The 16,434-nt window shown below is 30.6% G+C and carries 13 protein-coding genes; 4 read left to right on the top strand and 9 right to left on the bottom strand.

Features of this window, described 5'->3' with window-relative positions; all coding sequences use genetic code 11:
- Positions 1–33 precede the first annotated feature (33 nt).
- Positions 34–2,358, bottom strand: coding sequence for a VIT and vWA domain-containing protein (locus tag LGK95_RS02445; protein WP_226121855.1), 2,325 nt, complete (start codon positions 2,356–2,358; stop codon positions 34–36).
- 228 nt (positions 2,359–2,586) lie between these two features.
- Between LGK95_RS02445 and LGK95_RS02440 the strand changes: the two genes are divergently transcribed.
- Positions 2,587–3,816, top strand: coding sequence for a 6-phosphofructokinase (locus LGK95_RS02440; protein ID WP_226121854.1), 1,230 nt, complete (start codon positions 2,587–2,589; stop codon positions 3,814–3,816).
- Positions 3,817–3,899: 83 nt separating this feature from the next.
- On the opposite strand, the gene LGK95_RS02435 is transcribed toward LGK95_RS02440, so the two are convergent.
- The 5 genes from LGK95_RS02435 to LGK95_RS02415 form a co-directional block, all read right to left on the bottom strand.
- Positions 3,900–4,538 carry a hypothetical protein gene (locus tag LGK95_RS02435; protein WP_226121853.1) on the bottom strand — a complete coding sequence of 213 codons (639 nt, stop codon included), beginning with the start codon at positions 4,536–4,538 and terminating at the stop codon, positions 3,900–3,902.
- A gap of 187 nt (positions 4,539–4,725) precedes the next feature.
- The gene (locus LGK95_RS02430; RefSeq protein ID WP_226121852.1) at positions 4,726–5,499 is read right to left on the bottom strand and encodes a prepilin peptidase; all 774 of its coding nucleotides are present in this window, start codon (positions 5,497–5,499) and stop codon (positions 4,726–4,728) included.
- A 326-nt stretch (positions 5,500–5,825) separates the two neighbouring features.
- Entirely contained in the window at positions 5,826–6,257 is a 432-nt protein-coding gene (locus tag LGK95_RS22310) for a prepilin-type N-terminal cleavage/methylation domain-containing protein (protein ID WP_264174452.1), read from the bottom strand.
- 94 nt (positions 6,258–6,351) lie between these two features.
- The gene (gene ade / locus LGK95_RS02420; protein WP_226121851.1) at positions 6,352–8,052 is read right to left on the bottom strand and encodes an adenine deaminase; all 1,701 of its coding nucleotides are present in this window, start codon (positions 8,050–8,052) and stop codon (positions 6,352–6,354) included.
- 122 nt (positions 8,053–8,174) lie between these two features.
- Entirely contained in the window at positions 8,175–8,852 is a 678-nt protein-coding gene (locus LGK95_RS02415; RefSeq protein WP_404814396.1) for a ribonuclease H-like domain-containing protein, read from the bottom strand.
- A gap of 221 nt (positions 8,853–9,073) precedes the next feature.
- On the opposite strand from LGK95_RS02415, the gene LGK95_RS02410 reads away from it, so the two are divergent.
- From LGK95_RS02410 to LGK95_RS02400, 3 genes are read left to right on the top strand one after another with little or no spacing between them, the layout of a single operon-like run.
- Entirely contained in the window at positions 9,074–9,298 is a 225-nt protein-coding gene (locus tag LGK95_RS02410) for a FeoA family protein (RefSeq protein ID WP_226122298.1), read from the top strand.
- 33 nt (positions 9,299–9,331) lie between these two features.
- Complete coding sequence (feoB, locus tag LGK95_RS02405) at positions 9,332–11,095, top strand: ferrous iron transport protein B (RefSeq protein WP_226121849.1); 1,764 nt, start codon at positions 9,332–9,334, stop codon at positions 11,093–11,095.
- Positions 11,096–11,149: 54 nt separating this feature from the next.
- A complete protein-coding gene (locus LGK95_RS02400; RefSeq protein WP_226121847.1) occupies positions 11,150–11,317 on the top strand; it encodes a FeoB-associated Cys-rich membrane protein in 168 nt (55 codons plus the stop codon).
- A 93-nt stretch (positions 11,318–11,410) separates the two neighbouring features.
- Here the strand turns inward: LGK95_RS02400 and LGK95_RS02395 are convergent, their stop codons facing one another.
- From LGK95_RS02395 to LGK95_RS02385, 3 genes are all read right to left on the bottom strand, one after another.
- Entirely contained in the window at positions 11,411–12,121 is a 711-nt protein-coding gene (locus LGK95_RS02395) for a ribonuclease H-like domain-containing protein (protein WP_226121845.1), read from the bottom strand.
- 172 nt (positions 12,122–12,293) lie between these two features.
- Positions 12,294–14,003, bottom strand: coding sequence for an arginine--tRNA ligase (gene argS / locus LGK95_RS02390; RefSeq protein WP_226121843.1), 1,710 nt, complete (start codon positions 14,001–14,003; stop codon positions 12,294–12,296).
- A 354-nt stretch (positions 14,004–14,357) separates the two neighbouring features.
- Positions 14,358–16,433 (bottom strand): thioredoxin domain-containing protein, encoded by a 2,076-nt coding sequence (locus LGK95_RS02385; RefSeq protein ID WP_226121841.1) that lies wholly within the window; start codon positions 16,431–16,433, stop codon positions 14,358–14,360.
- Between the last annotated feature and the right edge of the window lies 1 nt (position 16,434).

The raw sequence follows: 16,434 nt of genomic DNA, 5'->3' as shown, positions 1-16,434 counted from the left end.
ATATTACTTCCTTTTGCAAAAATCCAGTGAATTTTAAACAGTTTTTAAAATAGCAGCATCAATTATAAAATCAAGTGTATCTTTAGGTTCATTCGCACTCTGCCTTAATCTATTAATAATTTCTTCTTGTATTTCAATTACATCAACATTATGTAATTGTAATTTCTCTTCAATTTCATGCATTTTTTTATCAATGTTATCTTTGTGAAAAGATAATGCTATATCTTTCTTAATAGATAACTTTAAAACTAAAAATAAATTTAGATATTCTCTTTTACTTAAAGATATATCGCTTTTTCTTAATGATTTGTTTAAAAACTCTAAGGATTTATTCAACTGAATAGTGTACATCTTAGTATCTTCATTACCAATGACAAATGCTAATATTGCTTTTATAGTATATTTTATATTGCTTTCTACGCTATCTTCAACATTAATACCAAATGCTCCGCTAGCAAATTGATTAGAAGCCAATAATCTCAATAATTCACTTCTTTTATAATTAGTATATTCATTGTGATTTTCATTTAGCTCTGATTCGTCTTTATAATAAAATGCTGTTGATTCTGAATCTTCATCTAATTTTTCATAAGAAATCTCTAATCTTTTTGTTGTTTTTACAGGTAATATTTCCCTTATTCTTATACCAAGTATTGGATCTTCCATCTCTTCATAAAGAATGAAAGCAGTTTCTTTGCATATTATACCAACTTTTTTAGAGATTTCAATGATTTTATTATTCATTGCTTTCTGAAGTTCTCCACGTTCATATTTAACTCTATGTTGAAGAGATTCTATTCTTCTCTTGTACCATATTTTCTCAATCAAATTAACATTTTCTTCTAGTTCAAGGTCATTCAAAGAAATTATTCTTTGAATTCTATTTTTCCCGACCTTTCCTTTTAATACTACAACTCCACCTACTTCCCCCCTAATTTTAGCAAAGATTGAAAATGGTTCTTTATCATACATATATTCTATAGTTCTTGGGAAAGTTGTTTCCACATTCATTTTACCCCAATCAATCTGTATATCAGTAACTTGAGGATTTTTAATTCTATTAAATTGTTTAAGCACTATATCTTCAATTCGCTCATCAGGATTAATAACTTCCGCGGCACCAAAACTAATACGAGCCAATTTATTTATGAAATAGCTGTTTACTGAAGTATCTATTCCAAAAGGAAATATTCTACTTTCTTTAATATTTTCTTCAACGAAATCTAATATTTCTTTTTCATTTTCAACTGAATCATCTGTAAATAGAAATATTATATTCTCCTCTTTATAAGTTTTTCCAAGTAGTGCATATTTTAAAGCATCAAAAATTACTGCATTTTTTTCAGCTACAAGTTCCTTAATCCATTTACTAGCCTTACTCAAATTCTCTTCATTGAAATCAACCTTTGTCTCTTTGGAAAAATAATTAAGCTTATCTCCAAAAGCTGCTATATTAAAGGTATCTCCTATGCTCAAATTTCTTAAACATAACTGAAGTGCATTTTTACCCTCCATTAACTTATCTCCACCCATTGACTGTGATATATCTAGAAGGAAAATATAGTTTGATCCCGATTCGCTTTGCTCTCTTTCAAGCTCTGGTATAAATCTTAAATATAATATTCCTTTATCATCTCTAGGATATTCATATATCATTCCTGTAGTTTCCAATTTCTCCTGCTCTTCAAGTACTATTTCTAAATCTTTATCCATTTTCTGATTGTTTCCATCTAATGTTACTTTATATAAATTATTATCTTCATATTCAACCTTTAATTTATGATTAATACACTTAAATTTTAATTTAGTTAATGATTCTACAAGTAAACTTAACGTGAACTTGTAATTGTACTCTTTATTAGTGCTGCCATATTCACTATTTAGTCCTTCACTCTTCTCAGAAAGATTTATTGGAGTTACAATTGTTGGAATAACTAATTTTAAATTTCTGTTTTCATAACTAAGTTCTTCAATATAAGATACTTTGATTTTTACAACTTCATTAGGTATTATCTTACCAATAACTATTCTAATTGTATTATCTCTAAATTCTTCAAGCAAAAAAGTATTATTATCTTTATCCTTAGAATTCTCATATATTTTATTTGCTTCTTCTTTATCTTGGATTAGCCCTTTTATAGTTCTCCCACCAAGTACTGCTTCAAAACCAGATATAACAGCTTGCTCTGGGATTGGGAAAGTATATATTGCTTCTACATTATTTGTTCCTTTATTTTCATATACATGATCTATAGTATACTCAGCGAACTCGCCACACAAATTTCCTCGCACATTAACTTCCTTTAAAATTATGTTGTTTTTTAATTCTTTTTTATGTTTTGTACCGTTAATTGACATAGTATCCCTCCTGATTTATATAACAAAAACATTACAGAATCTTAAAAATATTATACACATATTTTATCATTAATATTATAATTAGTCTTTGATTTTTTTAACATTTTATTTCCAACGTCAAAGACTCTATTATACTTCCTTGTTATTTACTTTTATGTACCTTATAATACTAATGAATCCTATAAATTATAATATTAATTTATGTCCTATCGAAAGGGGAATTCTTATATGAAAAATTGTATAGTAGCTCAATCAGGGGGGCCAACCTCTGTTATAAATTCCAGTGTTATAGGGGTGCTAGACGCAAATAACAACTCTCACTATTATGACAACGTTTATGCTGGTATAAATGGGATACAAGGTATTCTAAACAGTAATATTATAAACCTATCCAATATTGCGTATGACGATGTTAAAGGATTAAAATATACTCCGTCTTCCGGTCTTGGTTCTTGCAGGTATAAGTTGAAACCATTTAAAGAAAGCACTGAAGAGTATATAAAACTTTTTGAGATACTAGAAGCATATGAGATTAAGACCTTCTTCTATATCGGTGGTAATGATTCTCAAGATACTGTTCACAAATTAAGTATTTACGCGAATGAGCACAAAAGTGATGTAAAATTTATTGGAATTCCTAAAACTATAGATAATGACCTACCAATTATGGATCATACCCCTGGCTTTGGAAGTGCAGCTAAACTAATAGCCACTCAAGTTCTTGAAAACTTCCTAGATGCTAGTGTATATCCAACTAAAGGAGTCTTCATACTCGAAACTATGGGACGTGATACTGGCTGGCTCGCAGCTAGTGCTTGCATTGCAACTGTTAACGGTAAACCTGCTGCAGATTTCATATATCTTCCAGAAGTAGCTTTTGATATAGAAAAATTTTTAAGGGATGTAAGTAAAAAACTTATTGAGAAAAAACATGTTTTTGTAGTTGTATCTGAAGGAATAAGAACTAAAGAAGGAGTATTTTTAGGTGAGATTGGAGAAGTATGCCTTGATAAATTTGGTCACGCACAATTAGGTGGTGTTTGTGCCTACCTTAAGAATTTAATTTTAACTACAAATACTGCGCAGAAAGTTAGAGTCTTAGAACTTTCTACCATTCAGCGATGTGCAATGCACTGCGCATCTCAAACAGATATTGATGAAGCATACGACGTAGGTAAAGCTGCAGCAGATTATTCTGTTGATGGGATAAGCGGAAACATGATAGGTATAAGAAGACTTTCAAACTCACCTTATACGTCTGTTCCTTTTGCACTTAAAGCAGCTGAGGTTGCAAATAACATTAAATACTTTCCTAAAGAATGGATAAATGCTGAGGGAAATAATGTTACCCTTGAAGCTTACGAGTATACTCTGCCATTAATAATGGGAGAGCCAAAGATACTAATAGAAAACGGTCTTCCTAAATACACATTTTTAGAAGATGCCTTTAATCTATAAATTATTATTAATGATGTTTTGAAATCAATTAACAAATATAAAAGCTCTACGATAAATTTCGTAGAGCTTTTATATTATTCGCATTATGGTAATGGATTCTCATTACCATATTTAAAATATATTAATGAGTTTAAAAATCTTTGGTATTTACTAATTTCAGAGCTTACTTCACGTCCTCGAAAGATCACCATTGAAATAACTTCCCATAAAAACACCCAACCACCTATGTTAAATCCTTGTTGTATGGTTCCAAGTATTATGTTATCACCGACATTTGCGCCTAAAAAAACAGACACAGCCAGTAGACAAAGTGATGCGAATACATATTTAAATATCTTATGATAATTATTCTTTAGTACTTTAATTTCCTGATGTAAATAAAAGGAATAGTAGGTTTTAATACCTGCAATTAACGATTCTTCTCTGTTTACGTCTTTTCCTTCTTTGGGTAAATAAAAACATATATCTACTCCATGTTTTTCAGGAATCTCTTCAAAACAGTTTTCTAGAAAAATTGCTAAATCCGGATCCATGTCTCTTTTTCTAAAAGGAGCATTATCCCAGTCATTAAATATATCAGTGTACTTATCTATAGCTACCTGTATAACGTAATTTCCTGTGCTAGCATTCTGCTCATAAATCTTTTGAAGATAATCACTTTTCTTCGGCTTCATGATTTTTTCCTTCCATTTAGTATTCATGTTCTGCAATGCATTTTGCATTATATCAACCCTTCATAACTAATTCAGTTATGTTTTATTATACAACTTTTAATCCAAATCGCCAAGTAGAACCATTCAAGATAGTTTACCAATTACTTAATCTATCCAGGTTATCCTCTAGTTCTCGTTAAATTTCTTATGTTTAGACTACTATTTTCAAATGCTTGAATGAATATCATTAATGATTTTAGAATGTTCCTAAGTACCAGTTCATAATTCTATATCCCCAAATTATTATTATTAATGCAGCAATAATAATAGACGGACCAAAGGGCATCTCTGATCTACCACTTTTTTTCTTTAATTTAAGTAAATAAACGCCAATGACTCCACCAATTATAAAAGAAAAAAACAGCATAGCAACGGTTAGTTTAAAACCAAGAAACAGACCACAAAGTCCACAAATCTCTGCATCTCCCCAACCCATACCTTCTGTCCCAAGAATAAGTTTTGACAAAAGAATAATAAAAATTATAAGACCTGAGCCTAAGATTCCACCGTAAATGTAGGTAGCTACTGGTTCTTTTAGATAAAAGTTCACTCCTAGTAAAACAACACCTATAGATATTGCAATCCATGTGGTAATAGTATATACGTCCATAGTATCATAATCTATCATAGCTATGACTATTAAAAAAGGTATAAGTATTAGGAACCGTACAAGATTAATACTGATTCCATAATGAAAATAAGTTAATAAAAAAAGAATAGCTGTAGCAAGTTCTATTAAGGCATATCTGCTAGATATCTTCTCACCACATTTTCTACATTTACCTCTTAAAAAAATCCAACTAAGTACTGGTATAAGATCATAAAACTTAATATTATTCCCACAAGAGGTACAATGAGATGGTGGATATGATATATTTTCTCCTTTTGGAATTCTATATATACATACATTTAAAAAACTTCCTATTAATAGTCCTAAGATAAAAATATATATTGGAAAAATGCTTTCCATTGGTGAATCCTCCTTAAGTTAAGTTATTCTGTCCTTAATACAATAAAAGATTTTCTTACTTGTATTAATATAATACTAATATAAGTATTTAACTCTATTGTATTTATTTTCATTATAACTTTAACATATATAAGGAAATATTAACATGTAAAATGTCTATATTCATTCTTAATATTGTAGAATTTGCATAACATGTTTTAGGAGTTTTACTCTACTATAAATTTATCAATAAATAATTAATACAATATAACTTCTTAAATGTAAAAGGTTTTAAAGCACAATGCATTAAAACCTTTTAATAATAAATTCACTCTAAATATGACTATTTATTTCCCATATTGTGGATCTGGCGTAGGATACAAGTTTTTATAGGTAACAATTCCAGAACCAGCTGAAACCACAACATTGCCATTAGTATCTATTAGAACTTTAAACAAGCCTTCTGGAGTCGTCTTAACAGTTGGCTCAGCTTGAATATAACCCTTTATATCCGCACCTAAAATAGCTGAAGTAGTATAAGTTCCTGTGATTTTATCTTCAGCAATAAGTGAATTTGTAGCATCACCGATAACCCTTGCACTAGCAATGTCAGCCTTTATCTTAGCATCCTTTTGTATTCCACTAAACTTAGGCACCGCAATTGCTGCTAGGATTCCAATAATTGAAATTACAATTATAAGTTCAATTAGCGTGAACCCCCTTTTCTTGTTATTTTTTATGTTTTTCTGTTGTAACCTTCCATCTGAAATACATGACATAAAAATACTCCTCCTTACACTTATTGAAATTGATTTATCTCAATTATTGCCAAGGAAGAGTACTTTGTATTCAATTTAATCTTTAATATTTATATTATTTTACAATAAGTTTTATAAACCCAAATTTATTATAGTCGAACAACCCTCTAGCAGTAATCTTAACTGCTGGTATTACAGGCAGTGCCATAAACGATAAACTTATAAAAGGATCATATTCGTTTCGAACTCCGAACCCTCTAGCGATTCTACTGAGCCTTTTTAGATGCTCTGCTACCATATATGGAGCCTCCAATGTCATTATTCCAGCAATTGGCAAGTTTAACTGGGCAATAATCCTTCCACCTGATACCATAGTTATACCTCCACCAATAGAAATTAAAGAATTAACAGCCACTTCCATGTCCTTATCGTTATCTCCTACAACTATAACATTATGGGAATCATGAGATATAGTTTGCGCTATTGAACAATTCTTTAAACCTAGTCCTTCTAAAAATCCAACAAAATGTTTACCTGTTTTATGATGCCTTTCAAATACTGCTATTTTTAATATATCTTTATCAATTATTCTTTTTATGTAGCCCAGCTTATTTTCTGTTTTTCTCTGTACCAATTTAGTTTCTAGAGAATTGGGTATTAATTTTATAACATTTACGGCTGAGGCTTCACTTTCAACTTTAAAAATTTCACTATCTATAAAATCCATATGCATAGAAGATTTTACATTTACTTTAACATGTTTTTTATCCCTTGATTCTTTATACTCTTTACCGTTTTTTATAACTTTTATTATATTAACACCCTTTAAGTCTTCAAACATTACCAAATCTGCTTTATATCCCGGGGCTATAGCTCCTCTATCCTTTAAGTTATAACATTTAGCCGCATTATATGAGGCCATTATAAATGCCTTTATAGGGTTAAGCCCTTGTTTTATAGAAATTCTAATACAATTATCTATTGATCCACTTTCTAGTAGGTCATCAATATGCCTATCATCAGTGCAAAATAAAAATCTTCCAAAATTTTGATTGTTTACAGCTGGGAGTATTGCTTTTAAATTCTTTGCAGCGGATCCCTCTCTTAGCATAACGTACATTCCCCTGCTAACTTTTAATAATGCATCTTTAACACTTGTACTTTCATGATCTGTTCTTACTCCACAGCTTAAGCATGCATTTAACTCGCCAGGTAATATATTAGGGCAATGCCCATCAATGAGTTTATTCTTTGCTACATCTAATTTTTTCAACATACCCTCATCATTATTTATAACTGCTGGAACATCCATTACTTCACCAAGACCTAGCACTTTATCGTAATTTATTAGTTTTTCTAAATCCTCAGCATTAAGAACATATGCACTATCCTCAAATTTAGTTGCTGGAACACACGATGGTAGCATGAAGAAAACATCTATAGGTGCCTGCTTACTATTGTCTATCATAAAATTAACACCACTCATGCCTTCTACATTAGCAATTTCATGTGGATCCGCTATTATCGAAGTTATACCTTTTTTTATTATTACCTTTGCAAATTCTTTAGGCATAATCATGGAGGATTCTATGTGTACATGTGCATCAATAAACCCAGGTGACACATATAAATCTGAACAATCCATTTCTACGTCGCCCGTGTATTTACCAATTCCTACAATGGTATCCCCAACTATTGCAATGTCTCCTCTATCTATGCTCTCAGTAAAAACATTGATAAAACTTGCATTCTTTAACACCAGATCTGCTTTAATCCTACCCATGGCTGCATCAATGTATTGCTTAACCTTCTCCATATACTTCCCCCCTCATATAATATTTTTATAAAATATCTTTATATTAAATTATTAAAGAAGTCGTCACGATATTCCTTATTGTAAGGCTTATTATAATAAATTCTTGAAAATAAAAAACACAGCTACTGCTGTGTTGTGTCTTCTTCTGTTTTTAACCCTATTCTATTAAACCAATCTACATATATATAGAATAAACTGACAACATCTTGTTGATTATATAATAATATTTTTTCTTTTTTCGCTTGTGGCATTCTATTTATATACTCGTTATCCTTTACTATTCTACTGAAGGTTTTAGCTAGATTAGAGCCACTTATTACTTCGCTCTCTCGATCTATGTTAAATATTTTTTCTAAAGCTTTAAGTCCAATGCAAACTCCTTCAGCTTTCTCATAACATTTTTGTAGATCTACTTCACCAAAATACCCTTCTAGTAAAAAATCAACTTTATGAGCTTTTAATAAATAGTTTATAACTGTAAAATCATTGTTACCTGAAAATGTAACGATGTATTTTTTATTGTATTTTATTTTCATTTCTTCAAAATAGTTTTTAGCTAAAGTTAATATTTCTATAGCATCTGTTTTGTTTTCTGCCATATATTGAGTAACCTTTAGCTCATTTGTTATTTCATCATAAAAGCAGCATCCAAAAACTCCAATACATATAGGCTTCTTGTAAATGTAATGCTCTAAATCAAAAAACAATGCATCTTTAAAGAGTTGTTTATTTCCGTCTATGGTAAAGGACCCTTCCGTAGAGATTTCCCCTACCTTAACACTAATAAGTTTTGTAATCACAATATCACTCTTTTCTACTAATTTACTGGGAGCAAAACCGTAAATTTGCACATATCTAATTTAAAACTCTGCTCTACTTATATGTTATCACATATCCACTATTTTATAAAATTATTTTATTAAATTCTTTTATATAAATTATCTTTTTTCTTTATATTGACACTAATTAATATCCATGTTAATATTGTATTGAGAAGTGTTTTCATTAAGGAGTGATTATTATAAGCATTTATGATTTAAAACCAGGAGACAATGCATTTATTGAGTCAATATGTGGTGACGATAAGTTCGCTAAAAGATTACTCGCATTAGGTTTTATCGAAGGTACTGAAGTTAAATTAATAGCTACTGCACCTCTAGGAGATCCTATTATTATAAATTTACGTGGTTTTAATTTAGCAATAAGAAAAAATGATGCTAAAAGTATATGTATAAGAAAAGCGTAATTATTATTTCGAGACATTACAAGGAGGGTTTGAATGATCACTGCTGCTTTACTAGGTAATCCTAATGTTGGTAAAACAACTCTATTTAATGCACTTACAGGGTCTAACCAATATGTAGGTAATTGGGCTGGAGTAACAGTTGAAAAAAAGGAAGGCTTTATAGACAATAAAATTAAAATTGTTGACTTGCCTGGCATTTATGCCATGGATACTTATTCAAATGAAGAAAAAGTTTCTAAAGAATTTTTAGAAAATGGTAACGTAGATGTAATTATAAACATTGTTGATGCGTCGGTCCTTGATAGAAATTTATACCTTACAACTCAACTAAAACAATTCAACAAACCAATAATTTTAGTATTAAACATGATTGACGTAGCAATTGCTAAGGGTTTAGATATTAACTACGACCTTTTAGAAAAAAAACTAGGGGTAAAAATAATGCCTATAGTGGCCTCAAAGAGTAAGGGTATTTCTGAACTTAAAGATTGCCTTCTTAAGGGAGATTATTCTACTTCATCATCAAATAGCTTAAAATTTAAAGATGAAAGAGAAACTTATTCCTACATTGAAACGCTGCTAAAATCATGTACTAATAAAAAAAGTGATGATAAAGCTTCTGCTACACAAAAAATAGATAAAATCGTGCTTAATAGAATTCTTGCTTATCCTTTATTTTTCGTATGTCTATTTATAATTTTTATGTTTACCTTTAATTGGGTTGGACAGCCCTTAGCTAATTTACTAGATAGCTTGCTTAATGATTCTATTGTTCCAGCTTTAACTCATTTACTGTCTAATAACAGTGCGTGGTTTTCATCTTTATTAATAGATGGTATCGTGGGTGGAGTAGGTTCTGTAATAGTATTTTTACCAGTTATATTGGCATTATTCTTAGGTATTTCATTTTTAGAAGACTGTGGATACATGGCTAGAGCGGCCTTTATAATGGATAAGCTAATGAGAAAAATGGGCTTATCAGGTAAAGCTTTTATTCCTATGATAGTTGGTTTCGGTTGCTCTGTTCCAGCAATAATGTCTGCTAGAACACTAGAGAGTGAAAAAGACCGAAAATTAACTGCACTTTTGATACCTCTTATGTCGTGCAATGCTAGGCTTCCAGTTTATGCATTATTTGTATCAGTATTCTTTCCAGGTAGAGAAACACTTATGGTATTCTCATTATACTTAATGGGTATTACCTTAGCATTTGCAATCGGCTTATTATTTAAAAATACTTTATTCAAAAAGAATGAGGAACCTTTTATTATAGAATTACCAGAATATAAATTACCAGAACCAAAGAGCTTATTAATACATACTTGGGAAAAAGGCAAAGGTTTCTTAAAGAAAGCCGGAACTATAATTTTCTCAGTTTCCGTAGTAGTATGGTTTTTATCAAATTTCAACTCAACTGGTATGGTTGACATAAACCTTAGCTTTCTAGCTTCTATCGGAAAATTTATAAACCCAATATTTATCCCACTTGGATTTGCGTCTTGGCAAAATTCAATAGCACTATTAACTGGACTAATGGCTAAAGAAGTTGTTGTAGGTACTATGGGGGTTATATATGGTGGTAATTTAACACATGCTTTAGCTAGCTATTTTACGCCATTATCCGCTTATAGTTTTTTAGTTTTCGTGTTATTATATACTCCTTGTGTATCAGTAATAGCTATTATGAAAAAGGAATATGGAACCAAAATGGCAGTTTTTTCAGTATCTTATCAATTAATTCTAGCCTGGGTTGTTTCATTCATAATATTTAATGTCGGTAGTATAATAATGGGATAATAAAAAATTTATAGTATAAAATATATACTATAAATATAAAGAGGTGAAGCGGCCATGGAATTTATTATAGTTGGCGTGATTGTTATTGCAGCTGGATATATCTTGTATTCTACTATAAAAAAGCAAGCAAAAGGCGATTGTGGTTGTGGAAATGGATGCAAAAGCTGTAACCATAATTGTGAAATAAAACCATCAAATAAAAAAGATAACAAAATTAAATAAAAAACAGTGGTATAATACATTTTTGTATTATACCACTGTTTTTTTATAATATCTTATGTATACATCTAGTTTGCTAATATAACTAAGATATCGTTATAATCGTTGTTGGCTGTTAACTATTTTTAATGACTCATTTGAATTTCTATTATTCTTCAAATGAGACATTTGTTTTTTAGCTAGTTTTTCTTTTCTCTTAAGATCTAAATCAATTTCAATAGTGTTAATTACTTTAAATATTTTAGGTAAATTTACAACATCTTCATAATTATGAAGCATTAAAATTTCCTTCAATTTTTCGTCATGCTTTACTAGGTATTCATTATACAGTTCTACGCATCTGGCTCCATTTATTTCATCTTTTCTCTTAACTCCAGTAAACTGCTCTACACTTTTTAAACTACAATTTTTAATTCCCATCTTTTTATGAAATGGTCTTATCATCCTGAACAAATCAATGTGTTCCCTCGGCAATCTAAATCCGAGATCATATCTATACATCTTTCTAATTATGAAAGGTTCATCAAACGCTGTTCCATTAAAAGAACACCATCTTTTAAACTTACCCATAGATTTTTTAAGTTCTTTCAAAAGACTCTCCTCGTCGCTAGGCGTCTCTGCAAAAAATTGAACAATTTTAAATAGACCTTCTTTTATGTAATACCCTAAAGATATCAATACTATCTTATCATATTCCATATCAAAGCCAGTAGCTTCAATATCTAAATACGCAATAGTGTCCATCTTATATTTGTTATAAATTTCGCTAGGTAAAACAACTTTTATTTGATACTCTTTTATGAACATAGTTCCCCCTAATCTATAAAAAAAAGAAAAGCATACATTATAACAAATGTGTTTTTATTTGTTACGTAATTCTAAACAAGTTTTACATTTTTCTATAATATAATAATACCTTAAAAAGAGCGTTATTGCAAATGCCACAATAACGCAAATTCTTATAAATAACAAAGGCATCTTACATTCTATCTACTACTTCTATACCTATAAGGTTTAATGCATTTTTAATAACCTGACAAGTAGCTTCTACCATTTTAATTTTTGCTCTTTTATTGGATTCATCTTCCAAGTTAGCTATATTGTGCTGATTATAGAACTTATTAAAGGCTTTAGCTACTTCGATAACATACCTGGTAACCATAGAAGGCTCTAATTTATCAATAGCGTACATAATCGAGTTCTTAAACCCTTCTAATTCCTTTACAAGTTCAAATTCTTCTTTAGAATTAAGTTTATTGTAATCAAGCTCAACATTAGTTTCAGTTTTATTACTATTTTCTTCTACTCTTCTTAATATGCTTTTTGCTCTTGCATAAGTATATTGAACATAAGGACCTGTTTCACCTTCAAAACTAAGCATTTCTTCCCAATTAAAAACTATATCTCTTTCTCTATGATTCTTAAGGTAAGTGAATATAATAGCGCCTATTCCTACTTTTTTAGCTACATCTTCTTTGTTTTCTAGTTCAGGATTTTTTTCGTTTATTATTTCAAGAGTTTTCGCAACCGCTTGATTTAATAACTCATCCAAGAAGATAACATCCCCTTTTCTTGTAGATAATTTTTTATCTGCAAATCTTACTGTTCCAAATGCTACATGTTTACAATCATCTGCCCACTTATTACCCATAAGCTTTAAAGTAGTAAATACCTGATTAAAATGAAGAGATTGATCTTTTCCAACTACATAGATGTTTTTATAAAAATCATAAGTATTCTTTCTGTAAGTTGCTGCAGCTAAATCACGAGTTGCATAAATTGTTGCTCCATCTGACTTTTTAATTATGCAAGGTGGCATATTGTACTCATCCAGCATTACAACCTTAGCTCCATTACTTTCAACAAGTAGTCCCTTATCCTCTATGTCCTTAATCACGTCATCCATCTTGTCACAATAAAAACTTTCCCCAGCATATGAATCGAATTTAACATTTAAGGTTTCATATAGCTTTTTAAACTCAACTAAACTTAAGTCTCTGAATTTAGTCCAAAGTTCAACTTCTTCGGAAGATCCATCTTCTAATCTTTTAAAGTACATCTTTGCTTCATCATTAAGTGTTGGGTCTATATCAGCCTCTTCATGAAATTTAACATAAATTCTTAATAATTCTTTAATAGGCTCGCTAGCTAAAGCTTCTTCATCCACCCAGTTTTTATAAGCATAAATAAGCTTACCAAATTGTGTTCCCCAGTCTCCAAGATGATTAATTCCTGTACAATTGTACCCTTCAAAAGAAAGTATCTTATATAAAGAGTTACCGATAACTGTAGTGAATAAATGTCCTACATGAAACGGTTTTGCTATATTAGGTGATGAATACTCCACTACTATATTCTTGCCTTCACCCATTTTAGACGAACCATAACTATCTCCTTCTTCTAGTATTTTTTCTATAGTATTCTTAATAAATACTCCTTTATCTAGGAAGAAGTTTAAGTAAGGTCCAAAACATTCTATTTTTTCAAAACCATCTTTTTCTATTTTCTCTTTTAAGTCGATTGCTATCATATTTGGTGCTTTTCTCATGGTTTTTGCTAATTGAAAACACGGAAAAGCAAATTCCCCCATTTCAGGTCTTGGTGGTATTTCAATTAAGCTCTCTATTGTTTCTATGTCTATTTCTACCAATTGTTTAATTCTCTGTGCAACTATTTTTTTATAATCCATAAAAGTACCCTCCTATATAGCTCTGGGGTAGATGACAATTAATAATTGTTATCTCTCCTGTATTCCTTTGACGCTCGATAACAATTATTAATTGTTGTCTCTACTTTGAAAACAAATATATGTTGTAATATAACAAAAACCCATCTCTACACATAGAGACGGGTTATATCTTGCGAAAGACCACTATAGTTGACTATAACGTCCACTCAATATTTTAACGCTACTCGCGATTTACCCTATAAGAGTTAAAATTTATTTATTATATATTTACTCCATAATACATTATATTTTATCACCAATAGTCCATTATTGTCAAATTTTCTTAATGTTTGAGCTGTGTAATAATAATTCACCCTAACCCTTGATAATATCAATAAACTTTTTAAGATCTGTAATGGGCTCTTTGCAAGAAAAGTTTTCACAAATATAAGCAGTAGTTTTCCCCATTATAGGTTTGTGTGCTTTAATCTCAGAATTAATAGAAGTTAACCTTTCGTCACCAATATCCAAAACTACTGTAGAAAAAGGAAGATACTTGCTATTTAATTCTTTAATCATAACCTTAGTATTGCTTTCATTTTCATCACCTGCAATAATAATGTCCTTTCCTGGTACCATACTATATAATAAAGCGGTCATAAAATATGCATGGGCACTTTCTATAGTTTTAACCTTTGAAGCAAAAACCTCAAATTGCTTATATGCTTCACTTTCTAAATCACCATTTGTAGTTAATCTAGCGAGCCTTAGCATATTTAAAGTTGCCACGGAGTTACCTGAAGGCACCGCACCATCATATATATCTTTAGGTCTAACAATTAGCTCTTCTCCATCAATTCCGTATAAAAACAATCCACCCTGCTCTTCATCTTTAAACAAATTGAGCATATTTTGATTAAGCTCTATTGCTCTACTTAAATATACTACGTTAAATGTAGCCTCATATAATTCAATTAATGCATGAACAACGTATGCATAATCCTCAAGGTAGCCTAAGTGAGCAACATCACCATCCCTATACCTAGCCATTAATCTTCCTTTTTCGTTAATCATGTTATTTAAGATAAAATTCATAGCCTTTTCTGCCTGATTTATATAACTCTTATTTTCAAAAACTCTGCCTCCATAAGCGAGCGTCGCAATCATAAGTCCGTTCCATGAGGTCAATATCTTATCATCCTTATAAGGATGAATTCTTCTTTCTCTATACTCTAGCAATCTTTGTCTCATTTTATCTAGTTTTTGCCCTAATTCTTCATCTAGTTTTGAGCTGCTTTTTTTACCAATAAGGTTTGGTATGTTTTTGCCTTCAAAATTACCCTCTTTTGTTATATCGTAATATTCACAATAAGTCTTATAATATTGCTCACCTAACACTAAACCTACTTCGCTTAACGTTAATAAATAATATTTACCCTCTACTCCCTCACTATCTGCATCCTCAGCTGAGTAAAAAGCACCCTCTTTAGATGTCATATCCCTTAGTATATAAGTAAAAATTTTCTCTGCAACTTCTTTGTAGAATACTTTACCCGTAGCCTCAAAGGCCTCAATATATACTTGTGCTAATAATGCATTATCATACAACATTTTCTCAAAGTGAGGTACTAACCACTTCTGATCTGTAGAATACCTTGAGAACCCAAAACCAATATGGTCAAAAATCCCACCCTCATACATTGACTCCAAAGTTTTTTCTACCATTTTTAATGCTTTAGGTTCATTATAATTTTTCCAGTATCTTAATAAAAATTGCAAATTGTGAGGTGCTGGAAATTTAGGAGCTCTTCCAAATCCACCATAATTTTTATCGAATGCACTCATAAAGCTATTATATGCATTATGTATTTCATCTTCGCCTAGTTCTTCTCCTACATCTGCTTGCTTCACTTTAGCATCTATACTTTTTATATGCTGTATTATTTTCTCACTAGAGTCTACAATGTTTTCTCTTTCGACCTTCCATTGCTGCGCAATAGAATTAAGTATATCCATTATACCAGGCATTCCATATTTACTCTCCCTCGGATAATAAGTACCTGCATAAAACGGTTTTTTGTCTGGGGTCATAAAAATAGTTAGGGGCCATCCACCACTTCCGATTAAAGCTTGACATACCGTCATATAAATACTGTCTACATCTGGTCTTTCTTCCCTATCAACCTTTATTGCTACAAAATATCTATTTAAGATTGCTGCTACTTCCTCATTTTCAAAGGATTCTTTCTCCATGACATGACACCAGTGACAAGTACTATAACCGATTGAAAGAAAGATTGGTTTATCTTCTGCTTTTGCTTTTGCAAAGGCTTCGTCTCCCCAAGGATTCCAATTTACTGGGTTATATGCATGTTGCAGAAGGTATGGGGACTTTTCATTAATTAATTTATTAGGTTTTCTGTTTTGTTTAATAGTATCTGATTTAGTCATA

Origin of the sequence: Clostridium algoriphilum, assembly GCF_020443705.1 — a bacterium.
GTDB lineage: Bacteria > Bacillota > Clostridia > Clostridiales > Clostridiaceae > Clostridium_AD > Clostridium_AD algoriphilum.
The sequence above is the reverse complement of the archived record's forward strand: the minus strand, read 5'-3'. Positions and strand labels throughout refer to the sequence as shown.

What these genes read in the sequence shown, in the direction of transcription:
- LGK95_RS02445 (WP_226121855.1), bottom strand. Translation starts at nt 2,358, where the DNA reads ATGTCAATTAACGGTACAAAACATAAAAAAGAATTAAAAAACAACATA.
- LGK95_RS02440 (WP_226121854.1), top strand. Translation starts at nt 2,587, where the DNA reads ATGAAAAATTGTATAGTAGCTCAATCAGGGGGGCCAACCTCTGTTATA.
- LGK95_RS02435 (WP_226121853.1), bottom strand. Translation starts at nt 4,538, where the DNA reads ATGCAAAATGCATTGCAGAACATGAATACTAAATGGAAGGAAAAAATC.
- LGK95_RS02430 (WP_226121852.1), bottom strand. Translation starts at nt 5,499, where the DNA reads ATGGAAAGCATTTTTCCAATATATATTTTTATCTTAGGACTATTAATA.
- LGK95_RS22310 (WP_264174452.1), bottom strand. Translation starts at nt 6,257, where the DNA reads ATGTCATGTATTTCAGATGGAAGGTTACAACAGAAAAACATAAAAAAT.
- ade (WP_226121851.1), bottom strand. Translation starts at nt 8,052, where the DNA reads ATGGAGAAGGTTAAGCAATACATTGATGCAGCCATGGGTAGGATTAAA.
- feoB (WP_226121849.1), top strand. Translation starts at nt 9,332, where the DNA reads ATGATCACTGCTGCTTTACTAGGTAATCCTAATGTTGGTAAAACAACT.
- LGK95_RS02400 (WP_226121847.1), top strand. Translation starts at nt 11,150, where the DNA reads ATGGAATTTATTATAGTTGGCGTGATTGTTATTGCAGCTGGATATATC.
- LGK95_RS02395 (WP_226121845.1), bottom strand. Translation starts at nt 12,121, where the DNA reads ATGTTCATAAAAGAGTATCAAATAAAAGTTGTTTTACCTAGCGAAATT.
- argS (WP_226121843.1), bottom strand. Translation starts at nt 14,003, where the DNA reads ATGGATTATAAAAAAATAGTTGCACAGAGAATTAAACAATTGGTAGAA.
- LGK95_RS02385 (WP_226121841.1), bottom strand. Translation starts at nt 16,433, where the DNA reads ATGACTAAATCAGATACTATTAAACAAAACAGAAAACCTAATAAATTA.